19 protein-coding genes are annotated in these 19,736 nt (G+C 47.2%); 6 read left to right on the top strand and 13 right to left on the bottom strand.

Annotated features, from left to right (window positions below; all coding sequences use genetic code 11):
- Nucleotides 1-2 precede the first annotated feature (2 nt).
- The 11 genes from pdxJ to rpoE all read right to left on the bottom strand — a co-directional run bounded on the left by pdxJ (nucleotide 3) and on the right by rpoE (nucleotide 9,819).
- Entirely contained in the window at nucleotides 3-758 is a 756-nt protein-coding gene (gene pdxJ / locus ACINK7_RS20030; protein ID WP_404358057.1) for a pyridoxine 5'-phosphate synthase, read from the bottom strand.
- A complete protein-coding gene (gene recO / locus ACINK7_RS20025) occupies nucleotides 755-1,465 on the bottom strand; it encodes a DNA repair protein RecO (protein ID WP_404358056.1) in 711 nt (236 codons plus the stop codon). Before recO ends, pdxJ begins: the two co-directional genes overlap by 4 nt.
- Complete coding sequence (gene era, locus ACINK7_RS20020; RefSeq protein WP_404358054.1) at nucleotides 1,458-2,339, bottom strand: GTPase Era; 882 nt, start codon at nucleotides 2,337-2,339, stop codon at nucleotides 1,458-1,460. The genes recO and era overlap by 8 nt, the downstream gene beginning before the upstream one ends.
- Nucleotides 2,336-3,019, bottom strand: a complete 684-nt coding sequence (gene rnc / locus ACINK7_RS20015; protein WP_404358052.1) for a ribonuclease III — start codon at nucleotides 3,017-3,019, stop codon at nucleotides 2,336-2,338. Before rnc ends, era begins: the two co-directional genes overlap by 4 nt.
- Nucleotides 3,016-3,393 carry a DUF4845 domain-containing protein gene (locus ACINK7_RS20010; protein ID WP_404358051.1) on the bottom strand — a complete coding sequence of 126 codons (378 nt, stop codon included), beginning with the start codon at nucleotides 3,391-3,393 and terminating at the stop codon, nucleotides 3,016-3,018. The genes rnc and ACINK7_RS20010 overlap by 4 nt, the downstream gene beginning before the upstream one ends.
- 31 nt (nucleotides 3,394-3,424) lie before the next feature.
- A complete protein-coding gene (gene lepB, locus ACINK7_RS20005; protein WP_404358049.1) occupies nucleotides 3,425-4,201 on the bottom strand; it encodes a signal peptidase I in 777 nt (258 codons plus the stop codon).
- Nucleotides 4,202-4,249: 48 nt separating this feature from the next.
- Nucleotides 4,250-6,049, bottom strand: coding sequence for a translation elongation factor 4 (gene lepA, locus ACINK7_RS20000; protein WP_404358047.1), 1,800 nt, complete (start codon nucleotides 6,047-6,049; stop codon nucleotides 4,250-4,252).
- A 2-nt stretch (nucleotides 6,050-6,051) separates the two neighbouring features.
- Complete coding sequence (locus ACINK7_RS19995) at nucleotides 6,052-7,449, bottom strand: DegQ family serine endoprotease (protein WP_404358045.1); 1,398 nt, start codon at nucleotides 7,447-7,449, stop codon at nucleotides 6,052-6,054.
- 245 nt (nucleotides 7,450-7,694) lie between these two features.
- Nucleotides 7,695-8,657, bottom strand: coding sequence for a MucB/RseB C-terminal domain-containing protein (locus ACINK7_RS19990; RefSeq protein ID WP_404358043.1), 963 nt, complete (start codon nucleotides 8,655-8,657; stop codon nucleotides 7,695-7,697).
- A gap of 4 nt (nucleotides 8,658-8,661) precedes the next feature.
- Nucleotides 8,662-9,216, bottom strand: coding sequence for a sigma-E factor negative regulatory protein (locus tag ACINK7_RS19985; protein ID WP_404358041.1), 555 nt, complete (start codon nucleotides 9,214-9,216; stop codon nucleotides 8,662-8,664).
- A 12-nt stretch (nucleotides 9,217-9,228) separates the two neighbouring features.
- Nucleotides 9,229-9,819, bottom strand: a complete 591-nt coding sequence (gene rpoE, locus ACINK7_RS19980; protein ID WP_404358039.1) for an RNA polymerase sigma factor RpoE — start codon at nucleotides 9,817-9,819, stop codon at nucleotides 9,229-9,231.
- Between the two features lie 187 nt (nucleotides 9,820-10,006).
- On the opposite strand from rpoE, the gene nadB reads away from it, so the two are divergent.
- Nucleotides 10,007-11,608, top strand: coding sequence for an L-aspartate oxidase (nadB, locus tag ACINK7_RS19975; RefSeq protein ID WP_404358038.1), 1,602 nt, complete (start codon nucleotides 10,007-10,009; stop codon nucleotides 11,606-11,608).
- A 17-nt stretch (nucleotides 11,609-11,625) separates the two neighbouring features.
- Here the strand turns inward: nadB and ACINK7_RS19970 are convergent, their stop codons facing one another.
- Nucleotides 11,626-12,033, bottom strand: coding sequence for a hypothetical protein (locus ACINK7_RS19970; RefSeq protein WP_404358037.1), 408 nt, complete (start codon nucleotides 12,031-12,033; stop codon nucleotides 11,626-11,628).
- A 591-nt stretch (nucleotides 12,034-12,624) separates the two neighbouring features.
- Between ACINK7_RS19970 and ACINK7_RS19965 the strand changes: the two genes are divergently transcribed.
- The 5 genes from ACINK7_RS19965 to dmeF all read left to right on the top strand — a co-directional run bounded on the left by ACINK7_RS19965 (nucleotide 12,625) and on the right by dmeF (nucleotide 17,559).
- A complete protein-coding gene (locus ACINK7_RS19965) occupies nucleotides 12,625-14,016 on the top strand; it encodes a hypothetical protein (protein WP_404358035.1) in 1,392 nt (463 codons plus the stop codon).
- Nucleotides 14,017-14,044: 28 nt separating this feature from the next.
- Nucleotides 14,045-14,539: a hypothetical protein gene (locus ACINK7_RS19960; RefSeq protein ID WP_404358033.1), complete on the top strand. Its 495-nt coding sequence runs from the start codon at nucleotides 14,045-14,047 to the stop codon at nucleotides 14,537-14,539.
- A 524-nt stretch (nucleotides 14,540-15,063) separates the two neighbouring features.
- Complete coding sequence (locus tag ACINK7_RS19955; RefSeq protein ID WP_404358032.1) at nucleotides 15,064-15,477, top strand: exosortase system-associated protein, TIGR04073 family; 414 nt, start codon at nucleotides 15,064-15,066, stop codon at nucleotides 15,475-15,477.
- Between the two features lie 75 nt (nucleotides 15,478-15,552).
- Entirely contained in the window at nucleotides 15,553-16,248 is a 696-nt protein-coding gene (locus ACINK7_RS19950; RefSeq protein WP_404358030.1) for an OmpA family protein, read from the top strand.
- Nucleotides 16,249-16,641: 393 nt separating this feature from the next.
- The gene (dmeF, locus tag ACINK7_RS19945; protein ID WP_404358028.1) at nucleotides 16,642-17,559 is read left to right on the top strand and encodes a CDF family Co(II)/Ni(II) efflux transporter DmeF; all 918 of its coding nucleotides are present in this window, start codon (nucleotides 16,642-16,644) and stop codon (nucleotides 17,557-17,559) included.
- Nucleotides 17,560-18,219: 660 nt separating this feature from the next.
- On the opposite strand, the gene ACINK7_RS19940 is transcribed toward dmeF, so the two are convergent.
- Complete coding sequence (locus ACINK7_RS19940; RefSeq protein WP_404358026.1) at nucleotides 18,220-19,314, bottom strand: NAD(P)/FAD-dependent oxidoreductase; 1,095 nt, start codon at nucleotides 19,312-19,314, stop codon at nucleotides 18,220-18,222.
- Between the last annotated feature and the right edge of the window lie 422 nt (nucleotides 19,315-19,736).

The raw sequence follows: 19,736 nt of genomic DNA, 5'->3' as shown, positions 1-19,736 counted from the left end.
GGTTATCTGGAGATCAAGCTTTGTAATCGGGCTTGCCGCATCAATTGTTTGAGATCGCAGATGGTTTTGGCTAAACCGGAGAAAACCGCTTGGGCGATAATGGCATGGCCGATATTTAATTCGACAATTTCAGGGATTTTGCAAATCGCTTCGACATTGTGAAAATTGAGTCCGTGTCCGGCATTGACCTGTAATCCGGCGCTGTTTGCGTATTGCGCGGCCGATTGAATGCGCTTTAGCTCGTCGGAGCGAATGCTTGATGTTTCCGCATCGGCATAACGCCCGGTATGCAATTCTACGACTGGCGCGCCCGCTTTCACAGCAGCGTCGATTTGACGCCGATCCGGGTCGATGAATAAGGAGACTTCGATTCCGGCCTCGCCGAGCCGAAGGCAGACATCGTTCATGCGGAATTGATTTTCGGCCACGTTAAGACCGCCCTCGGTGGTCAGTTCCTCGCGCTTTTCCGGAACGAGACAGCAAGCGTAAGGTTTGACTTTGAGCGCAATTGCAATCATTTCATCGGTGACGGCCATTTCCAGATTCAGGCGGCTATGGATGATGTCGCGCAGTAGATAAATATCCCGGTCTTGAATATGTCTGCGATCCTCGCGCAAATGAGCAGTAATACCGTCCGCGCCGGCTTGTTCGGCGATCAATGCGGCTTGGATCGGGTCAGGGTACTGAGTACCTCTAGCTTGCCTTAACGTGGCAATATGGTCGATGTTGACGCCAAGTAGAATATCGTTGTTGTTCATGAATGCGAGTGTTTGAGGATTTTGGAAATAACCTCTCGGCTTTTGAGTGGCTTCCCATTCAAATGAAAATTAATTGCCGAGCGCATGATTTTTTTAGCCTCGGTCAGAGTGGCGCTGTCCGGGAATGAGCGTGCTTCCAGTGCGAGGAAAGTACTTCCCGCAAAATCTCCTTGCTCCGATTCGACCGGTCCCGATTCGGCATTGAAACGGTATTTCTTACTGGGCGAAACCGGATGATGAAGGTTGTCTACATCGAACTGCAAGCCATAACCGACTTGTGTCAGCAGGTTAAGTTCAAAAACCCGGAGTACGGGTTCCAGGTCTGAGGTATTCGATAGCTGGCTTAAGGCATTTTGATAAAGTAGAAACACTTCGGGGTGTGGATCGAAAGGGTGCAGAAAATAAGTGACCAGTTCATTGATATAAAACCCGCTGTACAGTGCGAGATTATGCAGTTTCGGTGCCGTTTGCCAGGGTTCGATGTGCGTCAGAGTTTTTAAGTCCGATTTGCCGGAAAATGATAATAGTACAGGAACAAACGGACGAATAAAGGGGCCTAGTTTCGATTTCGGTATTCTGACGCCTTTCGCTAGAACCGAGAGCCGGCCGAAATCCCGAGTCAATACCTCAGCGATCAGGCTGGTTTCCCGGAAGTTCCGGTGGTGCAGGATAAAAGCCGGTTGCAACGAAACAACAGTCTCAATCATTAAAGCCCAGGCTTCGCAACGCTCGGTCGTTGTCGGACCAGCCTTGTTTGATTTTTACCCATAACTGTAAATAAACTTTTTGATCGATTAGTTTTTCTATGTCGAGCCGGGCATCGGAACCGATTTTCTTGAGCATTTCGCCTTGTTTCCCGATCACGATACTTTTTTGCGAGCTACGCTCGACCCAAATTACGGCATAGATTTTAGTGATTTCGGGGTTTTCTTCATAGCGTTCGATTTCGACAGTCAACGAATAAGGCAATTCGTCGCCCAGTCGGCGGGTCAATTTTTCTCGAATGATTTCAGCGGTTAAAAAGCGTTCCGGACGGTCGGTAATCTGATCCTCCGGATAAATGGGGTCGCGTTCCGGCAGCAACTCCATGACGAGTTTTTCCAGTTGTTGCAGGTTGGTTTTTTTTAGCGCGGAAATCGGGATGATATGTTCGAAAGCAAAGCGCTGTTGGGCTTCGGCAAAAAATGCCAACAGAGTATCTCTGTCTTTGATTTTATCGACTTTATTAACCGCTAGAATGACTGGTAAGCCGGCTTGCTCCAGTTTTTTGAAAATCAAATCGTCATAAGGCTGCCAGGAAAGTCCATCGATTAACCAAACGATGACCTCGACGCCGACCAAAGTGGTTTCCGCTGTTCGATTGAGATAACGATTGAGTGCGCGTTTTTCGTTATCGTGCATTCCGGGAGTATCGACATAGATCGCTTGGCCGGTTTCGGTTGTATTGATGCCGAGAATGCGGTGCCTGGTCGTTTGTGGCTTTCGCGATGTAATGCTGATTTTTTGGCCTAGCAAATGATTCATCAGCGTGGATTTGCCGACGTTGGGTCGGCCGATTAACGCAACATAGCCGCATTTCATGATTGTTCTCGCTTCAATAGCGCCAGCATTTGCTCTGCAGCATCTTGTTCGGCTTTTTTTCTTGATACGCCGGAACCGATACACGATTTTCCCGATAATGGAATCGTGCATTTCACTTTAAACGTTTGTTCATGCGGTAAGCCGGACATCGTTGTTAAGGTGTAGTCGGGTAAGTCCAGTTTTTTTGATTGCATCAATTCCTGTAATTGTGTTTTTGGGTCTTTTTGCCAATTATCGAGCGATAAGCTGTCGAGTCTGTCCTGAAGCATATCCAGAACCCATTGCCGACAAATTTCAATGCCTTGGTCCTTAAACAAGGCGCCGATAATCGCCTCGACCGCGTCGGATAGGATCGAGTCGCGTCGATAACCGCCGCTTTTCAGTTCTCCCGAGCCAAGGATTAAATAATCGCCTATATTAAGCTTTCTTGCCAAGTCGGCGAGCGCACCCTGATTGACAAGGCTGGCTCTGAGTCTACTTAAAACGCCTTCGCTGGCTTCCGGAAACATTTCGTGCAGTTTCTCGGCGACCACGAAGCCAAGTATCGAGTCGCCTAGAAATTCCAGTCGCTCGTTATTATGCGCTCCCATACTGCGATGGGTCAGCGCCATTTTAAACAACTGCATGTTATTGAAGTGCAAACCCAGTTTTTTACAAAGTATCTCAGGGTCTCTCGTCACTCTACACCCACCTCAATGACTTCATTAAACTCGACGAGTACACTCAAGTTACCGACAATCTTTTCGACGACTTCATAATCGATTTCAACTTTCAAATAATTGCCTTGTTTGGTTATTTTGACATCATCCTTTGTGACGTTATAAACGTAATTGAGGTTAAAGCGCTTGTCCAAGGCATTCCAGACTTCGTTTTTATTTTTCGTTTGAATGTCGACAGTCTGTTTTAGGCCTGCCAGTGAATTGACTACTTTACTATGGTCTATATAGATTGGCGCGATTTTCAAAATCAACAGCGTAAAAAACGCGATCAAGCCCAGAAGCAATATAGTCGAAATGAGCGTTAATCCGGTTTGGCGTTGCAAGGAAGCTTTCATAGTCGTCCCCTATAAGATAAAAAATGGGATTTTATTGAATGATTGTGCCGATACGGTCGAAGCCGACGCCTTTATGTTGCCAATCCCAATTCATCCATATAAAAAACGCTTTTCCTACTAGGTTTTGTTCGGGTACCGTACCCCAATAGCGACTGTCGTTGCTATTGTCGCGGTTGTCGCCCATTACAAAAAATTGGCCTTCGGGTACAACATAAACGCCGTCAATCGAGGGCGCGCCGGGACTGATTAAAATGCTATGTTCGACACCGTTTAAATTCTCTAGAAAATGTTCGGTGCCGGTCATGCTTTCGCCTTGGCCGACGCCTTCATAAATACCGAGTGAAACGCGTTTAACCGGATGGCCATTGATATAGAGGTTTTTTTTATCGTAAGCGACACGATCGCCCGGTAAGCCAATGATGCGCTTGATGTAATCGACCGATGGTTGTTTAGGGTAGCGGAATACAACGATATCCCCGCGTTGGGGTTGGTTTATTTCGACGACTTTTTTGTTAATAACCGGTAGTCGTATGCCATAGGTGAATTTGTTCACCAAAATAAAATCTCCGATCAGCAAGGTGGGCATCATCGACCCGGAAGGGATTCTAAACGGCTCAACCAAAAACGATCTGAGCAGCAAAACGATCAACACGATCGGAAAAAACGAACGAGCATACTCGACTATAATCGGCTCGTTTTCCGGTAGCGGGTCGATGCTGGCGAATTTAAGGTAGACTAAATAGCCACCCCAAATCGCTCCGGTCAATAAAGTGGCGATCGCTAAAAAAAATGAAAAATCGAAATTCATGGTCAAAGGTGCAAAAAGTGAAAAATTGGTCGGAGTATAAGAAAAAAGTTAGTCTTTGTTGACCTGAAGTACTGCAAGAAAAGCGTCTTGCGGAATTTCTATCTTGCCGACTTGTTTCATGCGTTTTTTACCGGCCTTTTGTTTTTCCAGGAGTTTTTTCTTACGAGTGATGTCTCCCCCGTAACATTTAGCAGTCACGTTTTTACGCATCGCTTTAACTGTCGACCGGGCAATGATTTTTGAACCGATCGCGGCTTGAATAGCAACTTCATACATCTGACGAGGAATCAGGTCCTTCATTTTTTCAACCAAATCGCGTCCGCGGTTTTGGCTGATGTCTCGATGAACGATGATCGACAGTGCGTCGACTTTTTCGCCGTTGATCAGGATATCCAGTTTAATCAGCGAAGCTTCTTGAAAACGCAAGAACTCGTAATCGAATGAAGCAAAGCCGCGACTGGCCGATTTCAAACGATCGAAAAAATCCAGTACGACTTCGCTTAACGGCAATTCATAATTCAATGAGACTTGTCGTCCGGCGTATTGCATGTCTTTTTGAATGCCGCGTTTTTCGATACATAGATTGATAACGTTACCCAAATAATCTTGAGGAACTAAAATATTGGCGCGGATAATCGGTTCTTTAATCGATGCGATCGCACCGATATCGGGCAATTTAGCCGGGTTGTCTACCATTAAAACTTCCCCGTTGTGGGTGGTCACTTCGTAGACCACAGTCGGTGCCGTGGTGATCAGGTCGATATCGTATTCGCGCTCGAGTCGTTCCTGAATAATTTCCATGTGCAGCATGCCGAGAAATCCGCAGCGGAAACCGAAACCCAGTGCTTGCGAAGTTTCAGGTTCGAATTGCAGCGAAGCGTCGTTTAATTGTAATTTGTTTAGCGCTTCACGCAGGTCTTCATAGTCGTCCGAAGATACCGGGTATAAGCCGGCGAATACGCGCGGCTGGACTTTTTGGAATCCGGCTAATGGCTTATCGGACGGGTTGTCGGTCGAAGTGATCGTATCGCCGACCGGAGCGCCGAAAATATCTTTGATCGAAGCGACCATGTAGCCGACTTCGCCGGTATTAAGGGTGTCTTTTTCCAGTCGCTTCGGTGTAAACACGCCGACTTTGTCGACAAGAAACGACTTGCCGGTCGACATGATGGTGATTTTTTGTTTGCGGCGGATGCTGCCGTTGACGATCCGAATCAGCGACACTACACCCAGATAGCTATCGAACCAAGAGTCGATGATTAGTGCTTGCAATGGTCCATTTTCGTCGCCGGAAGGCGGCGGGACCAATTGAACCAATTGTTCCAGCACGTCCTCGACACCGACGCCGGTTTTAGCGCTAATTTTGAGGGCATTATCGGCGGGAATACCGATAACGTCTTCGATTTCAGCCATCACGCGTTCGGGTTCGGCGGACGGCAGATCGATCTTATTCAATACCGGGACAACTTCCAGACCTTGTTCGATCGCGGTATAGCAATTCGCGACACTTTGCGCTTCGACGCCTTGAGCGGCGTCAACGACCAATAATGCTCCTTCGCAGGCGGCTAGGGACCTTGAGACCTCGTAAGAAAAGTCGACATGTCCCGGAGTGTCGATGAAGTTCAGTTGATAGGTAATGCCGTCCTTGGCTTGGTAATTCAAGGTGACGCTTTGCGCCTTAATCGTAATGCCGCGTTCCCTCTCGATATCCATCGAATCGAGGACTTGGGCCGCCATTTCCCGGTTACTTAAGCCGCCGCATAGTTGAATGAAGCGGTCGGCCAGTGTCGATTTGCCATGGTCGATATGCGCGATGATGGAAAAGTTTCTTATGTTTTTTAAATCCACGTTTATTTATCTAGTTTAATGGCCAAAAAGACCGGGCTGCCCCGCCGCTGTATTAATACAGCAATCGATTGGCCGGCCGGAAGATTTTTGACTATTCTATCAAAATCAGCCACATCTCGAATGACATTATTGGCGATCCTTAAAATGACGTCGCCGCGTTGGATACCGACTTGGGCAGCCGGTCCCTTGCCGACATTCTGAACTAACACGCCGTTTTTCAAGACTTGAGTTTGTTCGCGTTGTTCTTCATTCAGATTGCTGACGTTGATGCCGAGGCGATTGTCCGGTTTCGGTGCGGCTTTCGTGGCGGCTTGCTGAACATCCTCTTCCGGTAGTAATCCGATTTTAACGCTAACCACTTTTTTATCGCCTTGGCGAATCACGGTGAGTTTGGATTTTTCATTGATCGGGCTCATGCCTACTAGTGGCGGCAGGTCTCCGGATGTTTCTATTTTCTGACCATTGAACTCGACAATGATATCGCCTATTTGAAGATCGGCAGCTTCCGCCGGACTTTGGGCAATAATTTTGGCGATCAAGGCGCCGACAGGACGTTTCATGCCGAACGATTCGGCCAACTCTCGGGTGACATCTTGAATTTGCACGCCGAGCCAGCCGCGCGATACGCTACCTTTAGTTTTGAGCTGGTCGACGACGTTCATGACGACATCCATTGGGATTGCGAAAGAAAGCCCCATGAATCCGCCGGTCCGGCTGTAGATTTGGGAGTTGATACCGACCACTTTGCCTTCCATGTTGAATAATGGGCCGCCCGAATTACCCGGATTTATTGCAACATCGGTTTGAATGAACGGAATATAATTTCCGCCGGGCAGGCTGCGGCCTTTTGCGCTGACAATGCCGGCGGTGACCGACTGTTCGAAACCGAATGGCGACCCGATCGCAAGTACCCATTCGCCGACCTGCAGTTTTTCAGGGGAGCCGATGGTAACCGAAGGTAAATCTTCAGCATCGATTTTTAACAGTGCGACATCGGTTCGTGAGTCCGACCCGATCAGTTTAGCGACTAATTCGCGTCTGTCGGTTAGTTTAACGACGATTTCATCGGCGTCCTTGACGACATGATGGTTGGTCAGCACATAACCGTCGCCGGAAATGATAAATCCTGACCCTAACGAATTAGTTTCCCTGGGAATCATGCCGCCTCCCGGCCCTTGGAAGAAATGTTTGAATAACTCTTCCAGTTCCGGAGGAATGCCTTCCGGTAGTTGAGGCTCTCCGGGAAAGCCCGTTACTTCATTCTCCGGGGCTTTTTGGGAGGTGCTGATATTGACCACGGCTTTGCCATTATCCTGGACCATCCCGGTAAAGTCGGGCAGTTGCGCTGCAGCGTTTTGAATGAACAACAAGCTTAATAATAAGAGTCCATAAATTTTCATAGAGTGATAGCCTCCGGGTAAACTCATGATGGATCGTCGGGAATTATAGGTCATTTAGATAGCGTATTTTGTACAGGGCAGGGTGATTTTACCGTTAGCTTTCGAAAAGCGCACTGGACCGATTAATTGGTCTTGCGATATCGACGTTGGGAAATCGCTTACTTGGTAAATGAGTTGAGTGGTGTTGTGAAATTATTTCAATGCACGCCGGTTTACTATATAGATACGTTGAGCAATGGCAAAATTTATTGGATATCCGTGCGAAGCTCCACGCCTTCCGCGATATACCTGACGGTTTCTTCGGGTACTTCGCCCATTACGGTTACCACATGATCGTCGATGATTCGGCTAAATGCATTGACAGAGTCGGTTGAGCGAGCGCCAAGCTCAATATTAGCACCTTTATTTTCAAGATAAACCGATACAGACGAAAATCCATCCGATAAGAGCAAGTGTTCCACTGGGCGATTACTGCCCTGCATTGTCATTTGCACGAAAAATTGCTGACGGAAGCCGCCGGGGACTTGTTTTAAAACAAATCCCGCGGTTTCAAAAGACATGGGTTGCCGGTTATGAATGCGTTCTACCTCTTTATCCAAGAGAGCGGAGTCGACATCGATAAAAGGCAAGCTAGGTTTGACTTCAAGTTCGGTAAATACAACCTGCTCGATGGTGTTGCCCGAGCGGTCGTAAACTTCAACCTTTAATGGTAAATATTGTCCGATGTCTATCCAGATTCGGCGTGCATAACGATACTGGTCCTTTGGAGAAATATCCAGGATTCTTGTTGGCAGCATGGCTACTTGCTCTTCGCCGGAAAACGTAAATTGATAATACGCTTCCAAGCCATTTAATTGCTCGGGTAAATCGATTAAAAAAGACCGAGCGGCAGGTCTGTGATCGACAATAACTTTAGAGGTTTCAGGGAAGAAGCAGCTGACTTTATCGGCATCCCTAATGGTTTCTCGCAAAGGAGAGTTTACCGAAACTAAGCGTTCTTGTCCTGTGCCATTGGTCGAGGCATGTGAATATTTTAAGACATTAAGCTTGCCGTTTCTTAAAAAAGCCACTGTACCTTGGTAATTAAGGTGTTTCATTGCTTGCTGCATTTTCAAAAGCGAATGCTCAGGCGACTGCTTGGCATCGATTTCGGCGGCAAACGCGGATGCGGCCGTCAGCGACAAAACAAAACTTAAAACTTTCAACACGCGATTATTCCTGCTGATACTGAACGGTCCGCGCATAAGGCTGAAGATTGACTGCCCCATCTATGTAGCGGCTGCTGTTATGAGCTTGAAGGTATTTAATAAATCGGTTTCTCGTCAATTCCTTTTCGGATGGATGGTCAAGGGGCAGCTGAGGGTCCTGCAGTTCGGCATTTCCCGCCATGGTTACCGATTGCGATTGAGCTAAGGGCATCATGTGCGGTTGTGATGATTGATTAATCCCTTGAGAGACAAGTACTGCGACAGCAGCTACAGAGGCGGCTAAGGCCGATATCGAGGCGTAAGATTTTTTAAAGGGTTTGCGTCGCGTTGCCAGATAAACGGGCTCGGTTTGCAAGCTTCGGCTAATCCGTTGGGCAAAATCCGTATCGACAGGTACGAAGGTGTCGGATTTGAGCACATGGCTGATTGCTTCATAGCGGTGCAACTGTTGCTGTAAACCCGGTTGGGTTCGCATTTTTTTGAGTAAACTCAAGGATTCTTGATAATTGAGATCGTCATCAAGGAGTTGAGAAATTTTTTGATTTAGTTCATCGACCATCAAAAGTTACCGTCATTTAAGCAAAGGGGTTAATTTATTATCGATCGCTTCTCGCGCTCTAAAAATGCGCGACCGAACAGTGCCAACCGGGCATTCCATCGCATCGGCAATTTCTTCATAACTCATTCCTTCGAACTCCCGCAAGGTAATGGCTATGCGCATTTCCTCAGGTAATTTTTCGATTGCGCCTTTGATCGTTTCAAGAATTTCTTCGTTCAGCAAATGCTGTTCCGGCGTATCCATACCTTTTAGTTCCGGAGCATTTTGTATTTGTTCCGCATCGTCGATATCGATTTCATAATCGCTACTACGCCGTGAGCGGGCAACCAGATAGTTTTTTGCGGTATTGATGGCAATGCGGTAGAGCCAGGTATAAAAAGCGCTGTCGCCTCTAAAATTACCAATCGCCCGGTAAGCCTTGATGAAAGATTCCTGCGCCACATCCTGCGCTTCACTGGGATCCTTGACATAGCGGTTTACCAGTTGAACTATTTTATACTGATATTTGATGACCAATAGATCAAAGGCAGACTTGTCGCCTTGCTGTACGCGCAACACCAAGTCTTTATCCAGTTGTTCGCTGGTCCCTGTTTTAACTTTCACAAGTTTTCCAATGTGTTTTGATAGACAGAATTAAACCGCACAAGTTCTTAAGCTTCAAAAAAAATTGCTAACGTATAAAAAAACGTTATTATCCACAAACAAGGCTTATGAAGCCATAATTATAGTATTGCTGTATTAATACCCAAGAAATAACAAAAAAATAAATACCGATAACTTCAACCATTACATGAATCAATCTGAAACTTATGATGTTCTTATCATCGGCAGTGGCGCGGCTGGTTTGAGCTTGGCTCTTAAGCTTGCCGACCGAGTCCGTGTTGCCGTCTTGTCAAAATGCGTGATTTTCGAAGGCAGTACTTATTATGCGCAAGGCGGAATATCCGCAGTTTTGGATGCACAAGATTCGCTCGAATCGCATATTGCCGATACGCTGGATGCCGGCGCCGGATTGTGTGATCCCGATATAGTCGAGTTGACGGTCAAGCATGGCAAGGAGTCAATTGATTGGCTTAGGAATCAAGGGGTTGTATTCACAGAAGAGCAAACCGAAACCGGCGAAACGCAATTGCATCTGAATCGCGAAGGCGGTCATTCGCACCGCCGCATTGTGCATACGGCCGACGCCACCGGTAAGGCCGTTTCGGAAATATTAATCGAAAGGGCCAGGGCACATCCTAACATTAAGATATACGAGCATCATAATGTCATCGATTTAATTTTAAGCAAAGAAACCAGTGACAGGGTAACGGGGGCTTATGTGCTTGATATCCACTCGCACTGTGTTAAGTCTATCGCGGCTAGAGCAGTCGCGCTTGCTACAGGTGGCGCCAGTAAAGTGTATTTGTACAGCACTAACCCTCAAATTGCGACCGGCGATGGTATCGCTTTGGCATGGCGTGCCGGTTGTCGAGTTGCCAATATGGAATTCATGCAGTTTCATCCCACTTGTCTTTATCATCCGCATGGGCATTCGTTTTTGATCAGCGAGGCGGTCCGGGGAGAGGGGGGGCGCCTCATTTTGCCGGACGGGACTGCGTTCATGCATCGCTATGATCCTCGCGAGGAACTGGCGCCACGCGATATCGTTGCCAGAGCTATCGATCATGAAATGAAAAAAAGTGGGGTCGATTGCGTTTATCTGGATATCAGCCATAAAACGGAGGCCTTTGTACGAGAGCATTTTCCGAACATTTATGAGCGTTGTTTAAAACTGGATATCGATATTACTAAACAACCTATCCCGGTTGTGCCGGCCGCTCATTATACTTGCGGCGGTATTTTAACCGATCGCAATGCCCGTACCGATTTGTCGAATCTGTATGCGGTCGGCGAAGTTGCCTGTACCGGGTTGCATGGCGCGAATCGCATGGCTAGCAATTCGCTGCTCGAATGTTTGGTTTTCGCTGAGCGGGCTTGCCGGGATATTCTTCAAATACTGCCCGATATACCGGAGCCTTCCAAGGTTCCCGAATGGGATGAGTCGAAGGTCAGCGATTCCGACGAAGAGGTGGTCGTTTCTCACAATTGGAGCGAGCTCAGGCATTTTATGTGGGATTATGTCGGTATCGTACGGACCGATAAACGATTGAGCCGCGCGATGCGCCGAATCGAATTACTGAAAAGCGAAATCGCTGAATATTACAGCCACTTTAGAGTGACCAGCGATTTATTGGAGCTTCGTAATTTGGTGATAGTTGCCGAATTGATCGTGCGTTGTGCACAGTTACGTAAGGAAAGCAGAGGCTTGCATTACACGCTCGATTATCCGGAAATCGATAAAAGTAAACCGGCTGTCAATACGGTTTTAACGCCTTTAAAGAAAGCTTGAGCTTATCATCGGCAGATCTAATCCAAGTGCCTTAGCAGTAAATCAACATATTGGGCGGCTTGTTCGCAAGGCGCGACCGACCTTTCCAAGCGTCGCATTAACAGCAGGCCGGCATTTTGGTCATCCATGCTCTTGGCCACATATTCATTTAAAGGGCTGCAGATTTCATGCATTTTATGCTCGGCTAAGTAGATGTCGTTGAATTGATTGAGGTCTTCGCTCCTTAGAGATAAGAGCATCACTTCGTTGGTTAGCCGATTCTGAAATCGGAAGACTTGTTCGACATATACCTCAAACGCATCCCGACTTAGGCCAGTGTCCCCATAACCGCCCCAAAAAGGTTTTGCGCATCCCGATAAAACGAAAGCAAGGATCACGGTCATTAAGGCCCAAGCGCCTGGAAGGATAGTATTTGGTTTTTCCATCTAGCGACCCGTTTTACAGCCTCATATTAAGGTAATGATAAGCTAGCTAATATACTGGCAGTTAATGACAAAGGCAAAGACTTGAATACCGATTATCCTAAAAAGAGCAGTTGAGAGTCTCAATCTACCGTTCGCCCTGAGCCTGTCGAAGGGTGAAGGGAAGTTTGAGGCTTCACCAAGCCGGTGAGAGTGTTGTAGACCGTCCATGCTTCGACTTGGCACAGCACGAACGGTCTACAACACATGTAAGCTGCTCTTTTTAGGATTATTTTTGCTTGGTCAGCGGTTTGAGTCAGTTGATACGGCATTACTGCCGGGTAAGCTAATTTCAACAACAATGTCGATAAGATCATTTTTTGATTGCGTTTTAACTGGGTGTATACTTGAAATCCTACTTAATAATCATGGAATTCAGCTAAGTTACGCGGTCTATTGTCGTGCCGGGGACGCCGGTTGGTGTGGCAAGGTAGCGGCAGTATCGATATATCAAGGGAGTGGTCGAACTCAAGACGTTACGTCTATCCATTTAATATGCCATGACGTCTGACTCAGGCGTACAAATAACAATTAATAACAATCAAGGTCAAACTGATGACAAAAAAAACACCCGGTAAACAATTGCTCAATATTGAAAAGCATTTTGTCGATAATAATCCGGTCTTGCTCGATGCGGCCAAGGTGTTTCACGAACTTGATCAGCTCGAATTCGATTTGGGTCTGATCGGCGCGGATGAAACCACGGCCAGTCAACATTCCTGGTGGCCTATTATCAGCGTGATCGGCGGATCTTCGCAGGCGAGTTCTCGGTTTATCAATCAATATTTGAATGCGAATCAGAGTTTAGCGGGAATACAATCATCCAATCATAAATTCACGGTTTTGCAGCACAATAGCCAAAACCATGCAGTAACCTTGCCCGGGGCTGCGTTGGATTTGGATCACCGTTTGCCTTTTTACCGGATAAGCCGAAAGTTAGAGCGAGAAATACGGGGCGAAGGCAATAATGTTAACGCGTATTTAGAGCTGAAAACCGTCAATAACGAGCGTTTAAAAGGTAAGTTGATCATTGAGTCGCCCAACTTTGGAATAGAAGCCCCGGTTAATCCGATTACAAAGCTGCTAACCCGGCATATTGTCGAGATTTCCGACTTGGTTCTAGTGTTTTGCGATGTTTTCGATAGCGAATTGCATTCGTTGACGGGGCTCAGTCAGAGCATTGCCGAACAGCAGGACTCCAATAAGTTCGTCTATATAATCGACCATGCGACTGCAAATGCGGAGGTTATCAAATCATGGCAAAAAAGATTGGCGGAACTGGGCATCAAGACTGGACAATTCGTCGTGCTATCCAGTCAGGCAAACTTAGCCGATCCGCGGAATAAAGAGTCGATGGGGATTATCGATGAGCGTATCGAAAACTTAAATCACTACCGGTCCTACCGAATTCTGCAAGCGCTCGAACAGAATATCCGCGATGTCGGCGCGGTCGTTATACCGGAAGTCAAGCAAGCTATCGAGCTTTGGAAAGAGCGTGCGCATTTTTCCAGCCTTTTGATTCTAGGTTCCATCGTCATGTTGATGTTGTTTGCCGAAATTCAAATGGGCTTCTTTGCGATATTATTCGATCCCATCGTGGGGCCATTGACATTAGTAGGACTGATAGCATTCATGGCGCCGCTGCATATCGCGATTAGTAAATTGCAGGCGAAGTTAATTATCGGAAGATTGGAGGAACGGCAAAAGGAACTCCATTTGCTGGAAAATCTAGCGGAATTGTTCGAAAAAAGCCTGACGAACACTCATATGCTATTGCCGATCAATACCCCGGTGGGCTGGAATAAGAAAACTAAGCTTCGTCTGGCTAAATTAAGCGAAAAAGCTAAAGAGCTGGTCATTGCATTGAATGACGGGTTCAATGTTTATGAAGATCGATTAGATAACACCAGCAAAATTTTGGAATCCGAAAGTCCGGACGCAGAATAATTTTGGATAACAACAATTAGGGGGAGGAATGGAGCTTATAAAAGCCTACGTTCCGTTGTGCTGGTTCAGGCATTGTCCGCTAGAGTTGCCGCGTTCGGTTAGTTTTTTTCAAAAAAATTTGTACTATTATTTACTAATCGAGTTATTTATTCTAGCTAATATTACCGATCCTTTAGACGCGCTGATCGAGGCTATTCTGGAAACCGGGTTAACCTTGATGTTTGTTGAAATACTCTTGATTTTTAGAAAAGCGAGCGCGGGGTTTATTTCGGCAGCGACCAGTTTTTTGATTTGTGAGAACATCATTGCCACTGCGGGTCTTCCTGTTATCGTTTGGCTAACAACAACCGACGACTTGTTGAGCTACTATATTTTATTCGGCTTGATGGTCTGGGTCTTTGCGGTTATTACCTATTTGATCATGCGTATTTTATTGATCACGCCCACTTTGGCGTTTGTGTTGTCGATCGTTTATTTTAGTGTCACGCATGGCGGCGCATTTATGCTGATGCTACTGATATAGTTCATGCAAAGGAGAGCGGCTGAGCATAGGTCTTTGTTATGACGCTAACACTTATTAATTCAAGTTGGCCGTTTTTAGCTTGATGCGTATGGGGCAAATCCCAAGTGTAGAAAGGCGCTTTCGGCGGTCGGTTTTCAAAAAAGATGCCCGTTGGTGCGCATAGGAGACGATCGCATTGACTGACTTGCGTCAAGTTACGCTTTTGATTGTTATAAACGGTAGACAATAATGAAAATTACTACGAATTCAGGCAGGGCGCCGGTTTGACAACATTCAACCTTTAGGCTATTGTCGTTATTAAGGGATAAAGGAGAGCGCGTCCCTTCGATTTAAATATCTATTTTGCATTATGCCGATGCAATAGGGAGAGTTGTTTGATGCTTAAGTAAGGAGGCTTTGGCCAGTATGGCCGTCAAATAAACCTAATGTTTCGGTCATGTGAAAACTCTTTGGGTCGGAGTATAACAACTTGAATGATTGTTATAGTGGACCTGATACCTTTAACGTTTCGGGAGGAATCTACAATGAATAAAAATAAATTAATCACCGCCGGCCTGTTAGTCGGCACACTCGTAACAGCAAGTCCGGGATATGCCGACGATCACGAACAAGGGTATTTGTCCGGTTTTACAAAGAAGGTGAGTCAAGGTTTTTTTAACACGACGACAGGGTGGATTGAAATACCAAAAAATATCGTCAATATCAGCAGCGATTCCAATATATTTCTCGGCATGAGCTGGGGGCTATTGCGTGGCGTTGGACACGGCGTGAGCCGAACTGTCATTGGTGTAGCAGAATTGATTACCTCGCCGATTCCTACAAAAGACTATATCACGCCACCTTATGTGTGGGACCGCTTCAGTGAAGATACACGTTATTTCGGCGCCCATTATCCGGGTTTTTGGACGACTTACGGTCCATTGGATGACGGCGAATAATCCATTTATTTTGGATTAACAACTCTCCACTGATCTCCCGGTAGGGATCGCTTTTGATTTAAGAGGATAAAAATCATGAACAGAAAACTTGTATACCTGTCGCTTGCTATATTGGCTCCGGCATTAACGGCTTGTACCCCCCCTGCAAAGGACATTCCCGCTTTAAAATCGGAAATGGACGCAGCGGTAGCCGGGAACTATGGGCAAGCGCTGTACCATTGGGAAGCCGCTGAAGAAAGATTCGAAGAGGCCAATCACATACTGGGACATTGGCAAAACGACCATTATTGGAATATCGATCAGCAGCAAAAAGCGATGAATGCGGCTCGCGATGCGGCCAATCATCGTCTGGAATCGGAAAAAGCCATGTGCGATTGGCTGACCGAAGTTCATAGCGATAATCACGATAAAGCAGGTAAAGTCCAAAGAACCGGCGCATTCTTTAGCACCGGTAGCGCAACGCCTTACAATACCAATCATCACGATATCAATTTGATCGGTCAGTATCTGCAAACTCACCCAAGTTCAACTGCAGATGTTGTGGCTTACACCGATACGGTCGGCAGCGCGGCTAGCAACAAAAGGCTGGCGGAACGTCGAGCGGCATCTGTCGCAAATATGCTGAGACAAGCAGGCGCAAGACCGAACCAATTGCGGATATCGGCGGTTGGCGAAGCGGAAGGACCTAACAATAACCCCAATCAGAAACATCGCGTCGTTAAAATCAGCACAGTGCATGCCGAATATGTCGACTGCCCTAAGCTGAAATAAGCGCACGGCGTTTAATTCCGTTTTCAATTGATCGGATACCAGGCTACGGAGAACCAAGTAGCCTGGTTATGCGCTGCCATCTCCCCTCCATCTCTCTTCGCCTCGTTATCATCCAATTGCCTCTGTCTAATTGACTTCCCACAAGCACGGTTTCAAAATGTCTTTTCAAATACCCCGAAAATAGGACCGTTTAACCATGAAACGCATATTTCCAGAGATGACCTAAACATTGCCGCTAACCTCTTGGATAAATGAACGTTCTATGCAAACAAATAACAAGTTATTGAATTAACTTCTTATTCTTCATGGCATTCATGGTGAAATGCTTTTTAGATTAAAGGGGATAGCGGACGTTATTATCAATTTCATTGTTTTAGTGCCGGAATAGATCATATGTGCGACGCGGATTCAAAACTTAGTTGCAATTTGCAACGAGATATCGAGCAGCATAAAAAAGCCGAGAAAAAGACGAGTTTCGTTCTTTTTTTGACTGCGGTAACCATGGTGGTCGAAATAACGGCCGGAATCTTTTATGGTTCGATGGCCTTATTGGCCGACGGTTGGCACATGGGTACTCATGTCGCGGCGTTCATGATCACGGTGTTTGCCTATCGTTATGCGAGAAAAAACGCCCGTAATCCCCGGTTTTCATTCGGAACCGGTAAGGTCAGTGTGTTGGGCGGTTTTGCCAGTGCCGTTACGTTGGCTGTCGTTGCCGCGGTCATGGCGATGGAATCGGTCAAATATTTGTTTGAGCCGCAAAGTATTCGTTTCGACGAAGCGATCATGGTGGCCGGCATCGGCTTGTTCATTAACTTGCTGTGCGCGCTCATATTGATTGACCGCCACGGACACGGACACGGCGACGAGCACGAACATCACCACGATCATAATCTCGAGGCGGCATTTTTTCATGTGTTGGCCGATGCATTGACCTCGGTTTTAGCGATTGCCGCATTGCTGAGCGGAAAATATTACGGATTGAATTGGCTGGATCCTGCGATGGGAATTTTGGGCGCATTGATCATCTTGCGTTGGTCGATGACCTTGTTGAAGAAAACCGGGCCAATATTGCTGGATGGCAGTATCGAAGAAAATTACACGGCCGCGATCAAGATGGCGCTGGAAAACGACTCGGATAATCGAGTGGCCGATCTCCATGTCTGGCAAATCGGCCCTAACCAATACGCCGCGATCGTTGCCGTGACGACTCGTTTTCCAAAGTCGCCGGACTATTACAAAGCCTTGCTCGGCGACTTTCGCCGAATCAAACACATTACGGTCGAAGTGCAGGGCTTGGCATCGCAATGAAGCTTCGCATTCATTCGATAACAATCCTAAACTCTTCTGCAAATGGCATCGAGGCCGCAAAGACTAAAATAAGCTGTTACCCAAGCTCCAGCTCTCGCCGTTATACATAAGTTAAAAATTACCCTTTTGCAATCTTAACAAATGAGACCTCGATACCATTTATTGTCACTTAACACTCTCGGATCTCCCTGACCTAACTCTAGGTGAGGTGCTAGGGATCCGCGTAGGGTACGCTGTGCGTACCATGGTAGCCCCCGAGATGTTCATTCATGTTCCAACCGAACCGCTAGGGCACGGCTTTGGTACGCGCAGCGTACCCTACAATTTATGTATAACGATGAGAGCTCCAGCTTGGGTAACCTATTCAGGAAGCTCTAGCTTCTTCTGCGGGACGGGTTATTTAACCCGTCCCCAACATTTTGTTTTTGCCCTAAACATTTCGGGCTTGCTTCGGTTACGGTTGAAAAGCTTCCGCTCCTGCTTTGCCAAAACACATCAAAAATTCAAAGCGACGTAGGGTGCGCATCGCGCACCTTTCCCCGGCAACGAACCCGACGACAGGTTCCGACCCAGGTGCGCGATGCGCACCCTACGGCTTCATGATCTACTTTTTCAAGTTTGATGCTTCCGGTCGGTCGCGGCCGGAATAGCGTTTTCGGTTTAATGAGAGGCGAATAGGCGATAAGGTTCCGGGTCGGTTATAGGTGTTTCACCCAGAATTAAATCGGCCATTAAGCGAGCCGATGCCGGCGCCATGACCAAGCCGTTACGGAAATGCCCGGCGTTAACGCTCAAATTGTCAAGGTCGGGATGGCGAAAAACATAAGGGATGCCATGTTCGGTGCCGGGGCGCAGGCCGGCCCAATGCGATATGATCGGCATCGTTTTCAATGCCGGGCATAAATGTTCGGCGAAAGACTTCAGTCGGCGGTAAGTCGCTTCCGAGGTTGATTTATCGAAGCCGCAATGCTCGACGCTGCTGCCGACCAGTGTTTTACCGTCGAGACGCGGAATCAAATAGTGATCGTTTTCGAGAATCATGCCCGGCAAGAGATCGGGCGGTGCATCGTAAAGCAGCATTTGCCCTTTGATGGGTTGGATTTCAGGAGCCGTGAATTCGGAAAAGAAACGCTCGAATAACGTTTTCGTCCAGGCGCCGGCGCAGACAGCAAGATGACCGACCGGACGCTCGCCTCGGTCGGTAGTCAACGAAACGATTCTGCCGTTTTTAACGGTGACGTTTTGCACATCGCAATGTTCGATTAACTCGACGTTTCGGTTTTCCGCATCCCGGCGCGCCGACTTCAATAAGCGAGGATTGCGGGCATGAGCGATATCGGGCAGCCAGAGAGGATTGAGCGGATCGCAATTTAAATTATTCAAACTCGGCGTTTGTGCGGTCCGATAATCGATATTATAACGTTCGCACCAATCGATAGCCTGTTCGATATCGGGGTTGCGGCTGATAAACAGGCCACACGGACTCCATTCAGGGTCGATGCCGGTCGATTCTCTGAGTTCCATCGCCAGCGTGGGGTAAATATCCAGGCTGTGCCGGACCAATTCGGAAATCGCGCTAGGCTGTCGCCACGGATAAATCGGCAATAAAATGCCGCCGCCGGCCCAGGAGGACTCTCGGCCGATAGCGTTTTTTTCCAGAATGCTCACGCGGGCGCCGGCTAAGGTAAGTTCGCGGGCGGTCAAGAGGCCGATAATGCCGCCGCCGATAATCGTTATGTCAGGAATGGTGGTCATGATGAGTTTAATTTCGTTTTATCGTTTCCGAGCGGGGCCTGCCGTATTGAGGCTCGATAAATCATCGGATGTCTGTTCGTGTATGGATTGATTTAAGTGCTATTTTACGCGGCTTTAACCGGTGCGACCATTAGATGAGGGAAAAAACGGCAGTCAATGAGTGATTAATCGGTTTCCTTTTTAGAATTTAAGAGGAGCTAGGGGGAGGCTGTCGAAAAAGGCCATTTTAGCTAATTTTGGGGTTCCCGCTTTTTAATCTCAAAATATCTTGGAATTTGTGGGTGATCATGGGTTATAAAACGCTAGGTGTAGGGTGCGCATCGCGCACCTGGATCGGCACCTATCGTCTGGTTCGTTGCCGTGGAAAGGTGCGCGATGCGCACCCTACGGCTTTAACCGGTGCAGCCATCAGATGAAGCAAA

Origin of the sequence: Methylotuvimicrobium sp. KM1, from assembly GCF_044788715.1 — a bacterium.
GTDB lineage: Bacteria > Pseudomonadota > Gammaproteobacteria > Methylococcales > Methylomonadaceae > Methylotuvimicrobium.
This window is presented reverse-complemented; position numbering and strand designations above follow the sequence as displayed.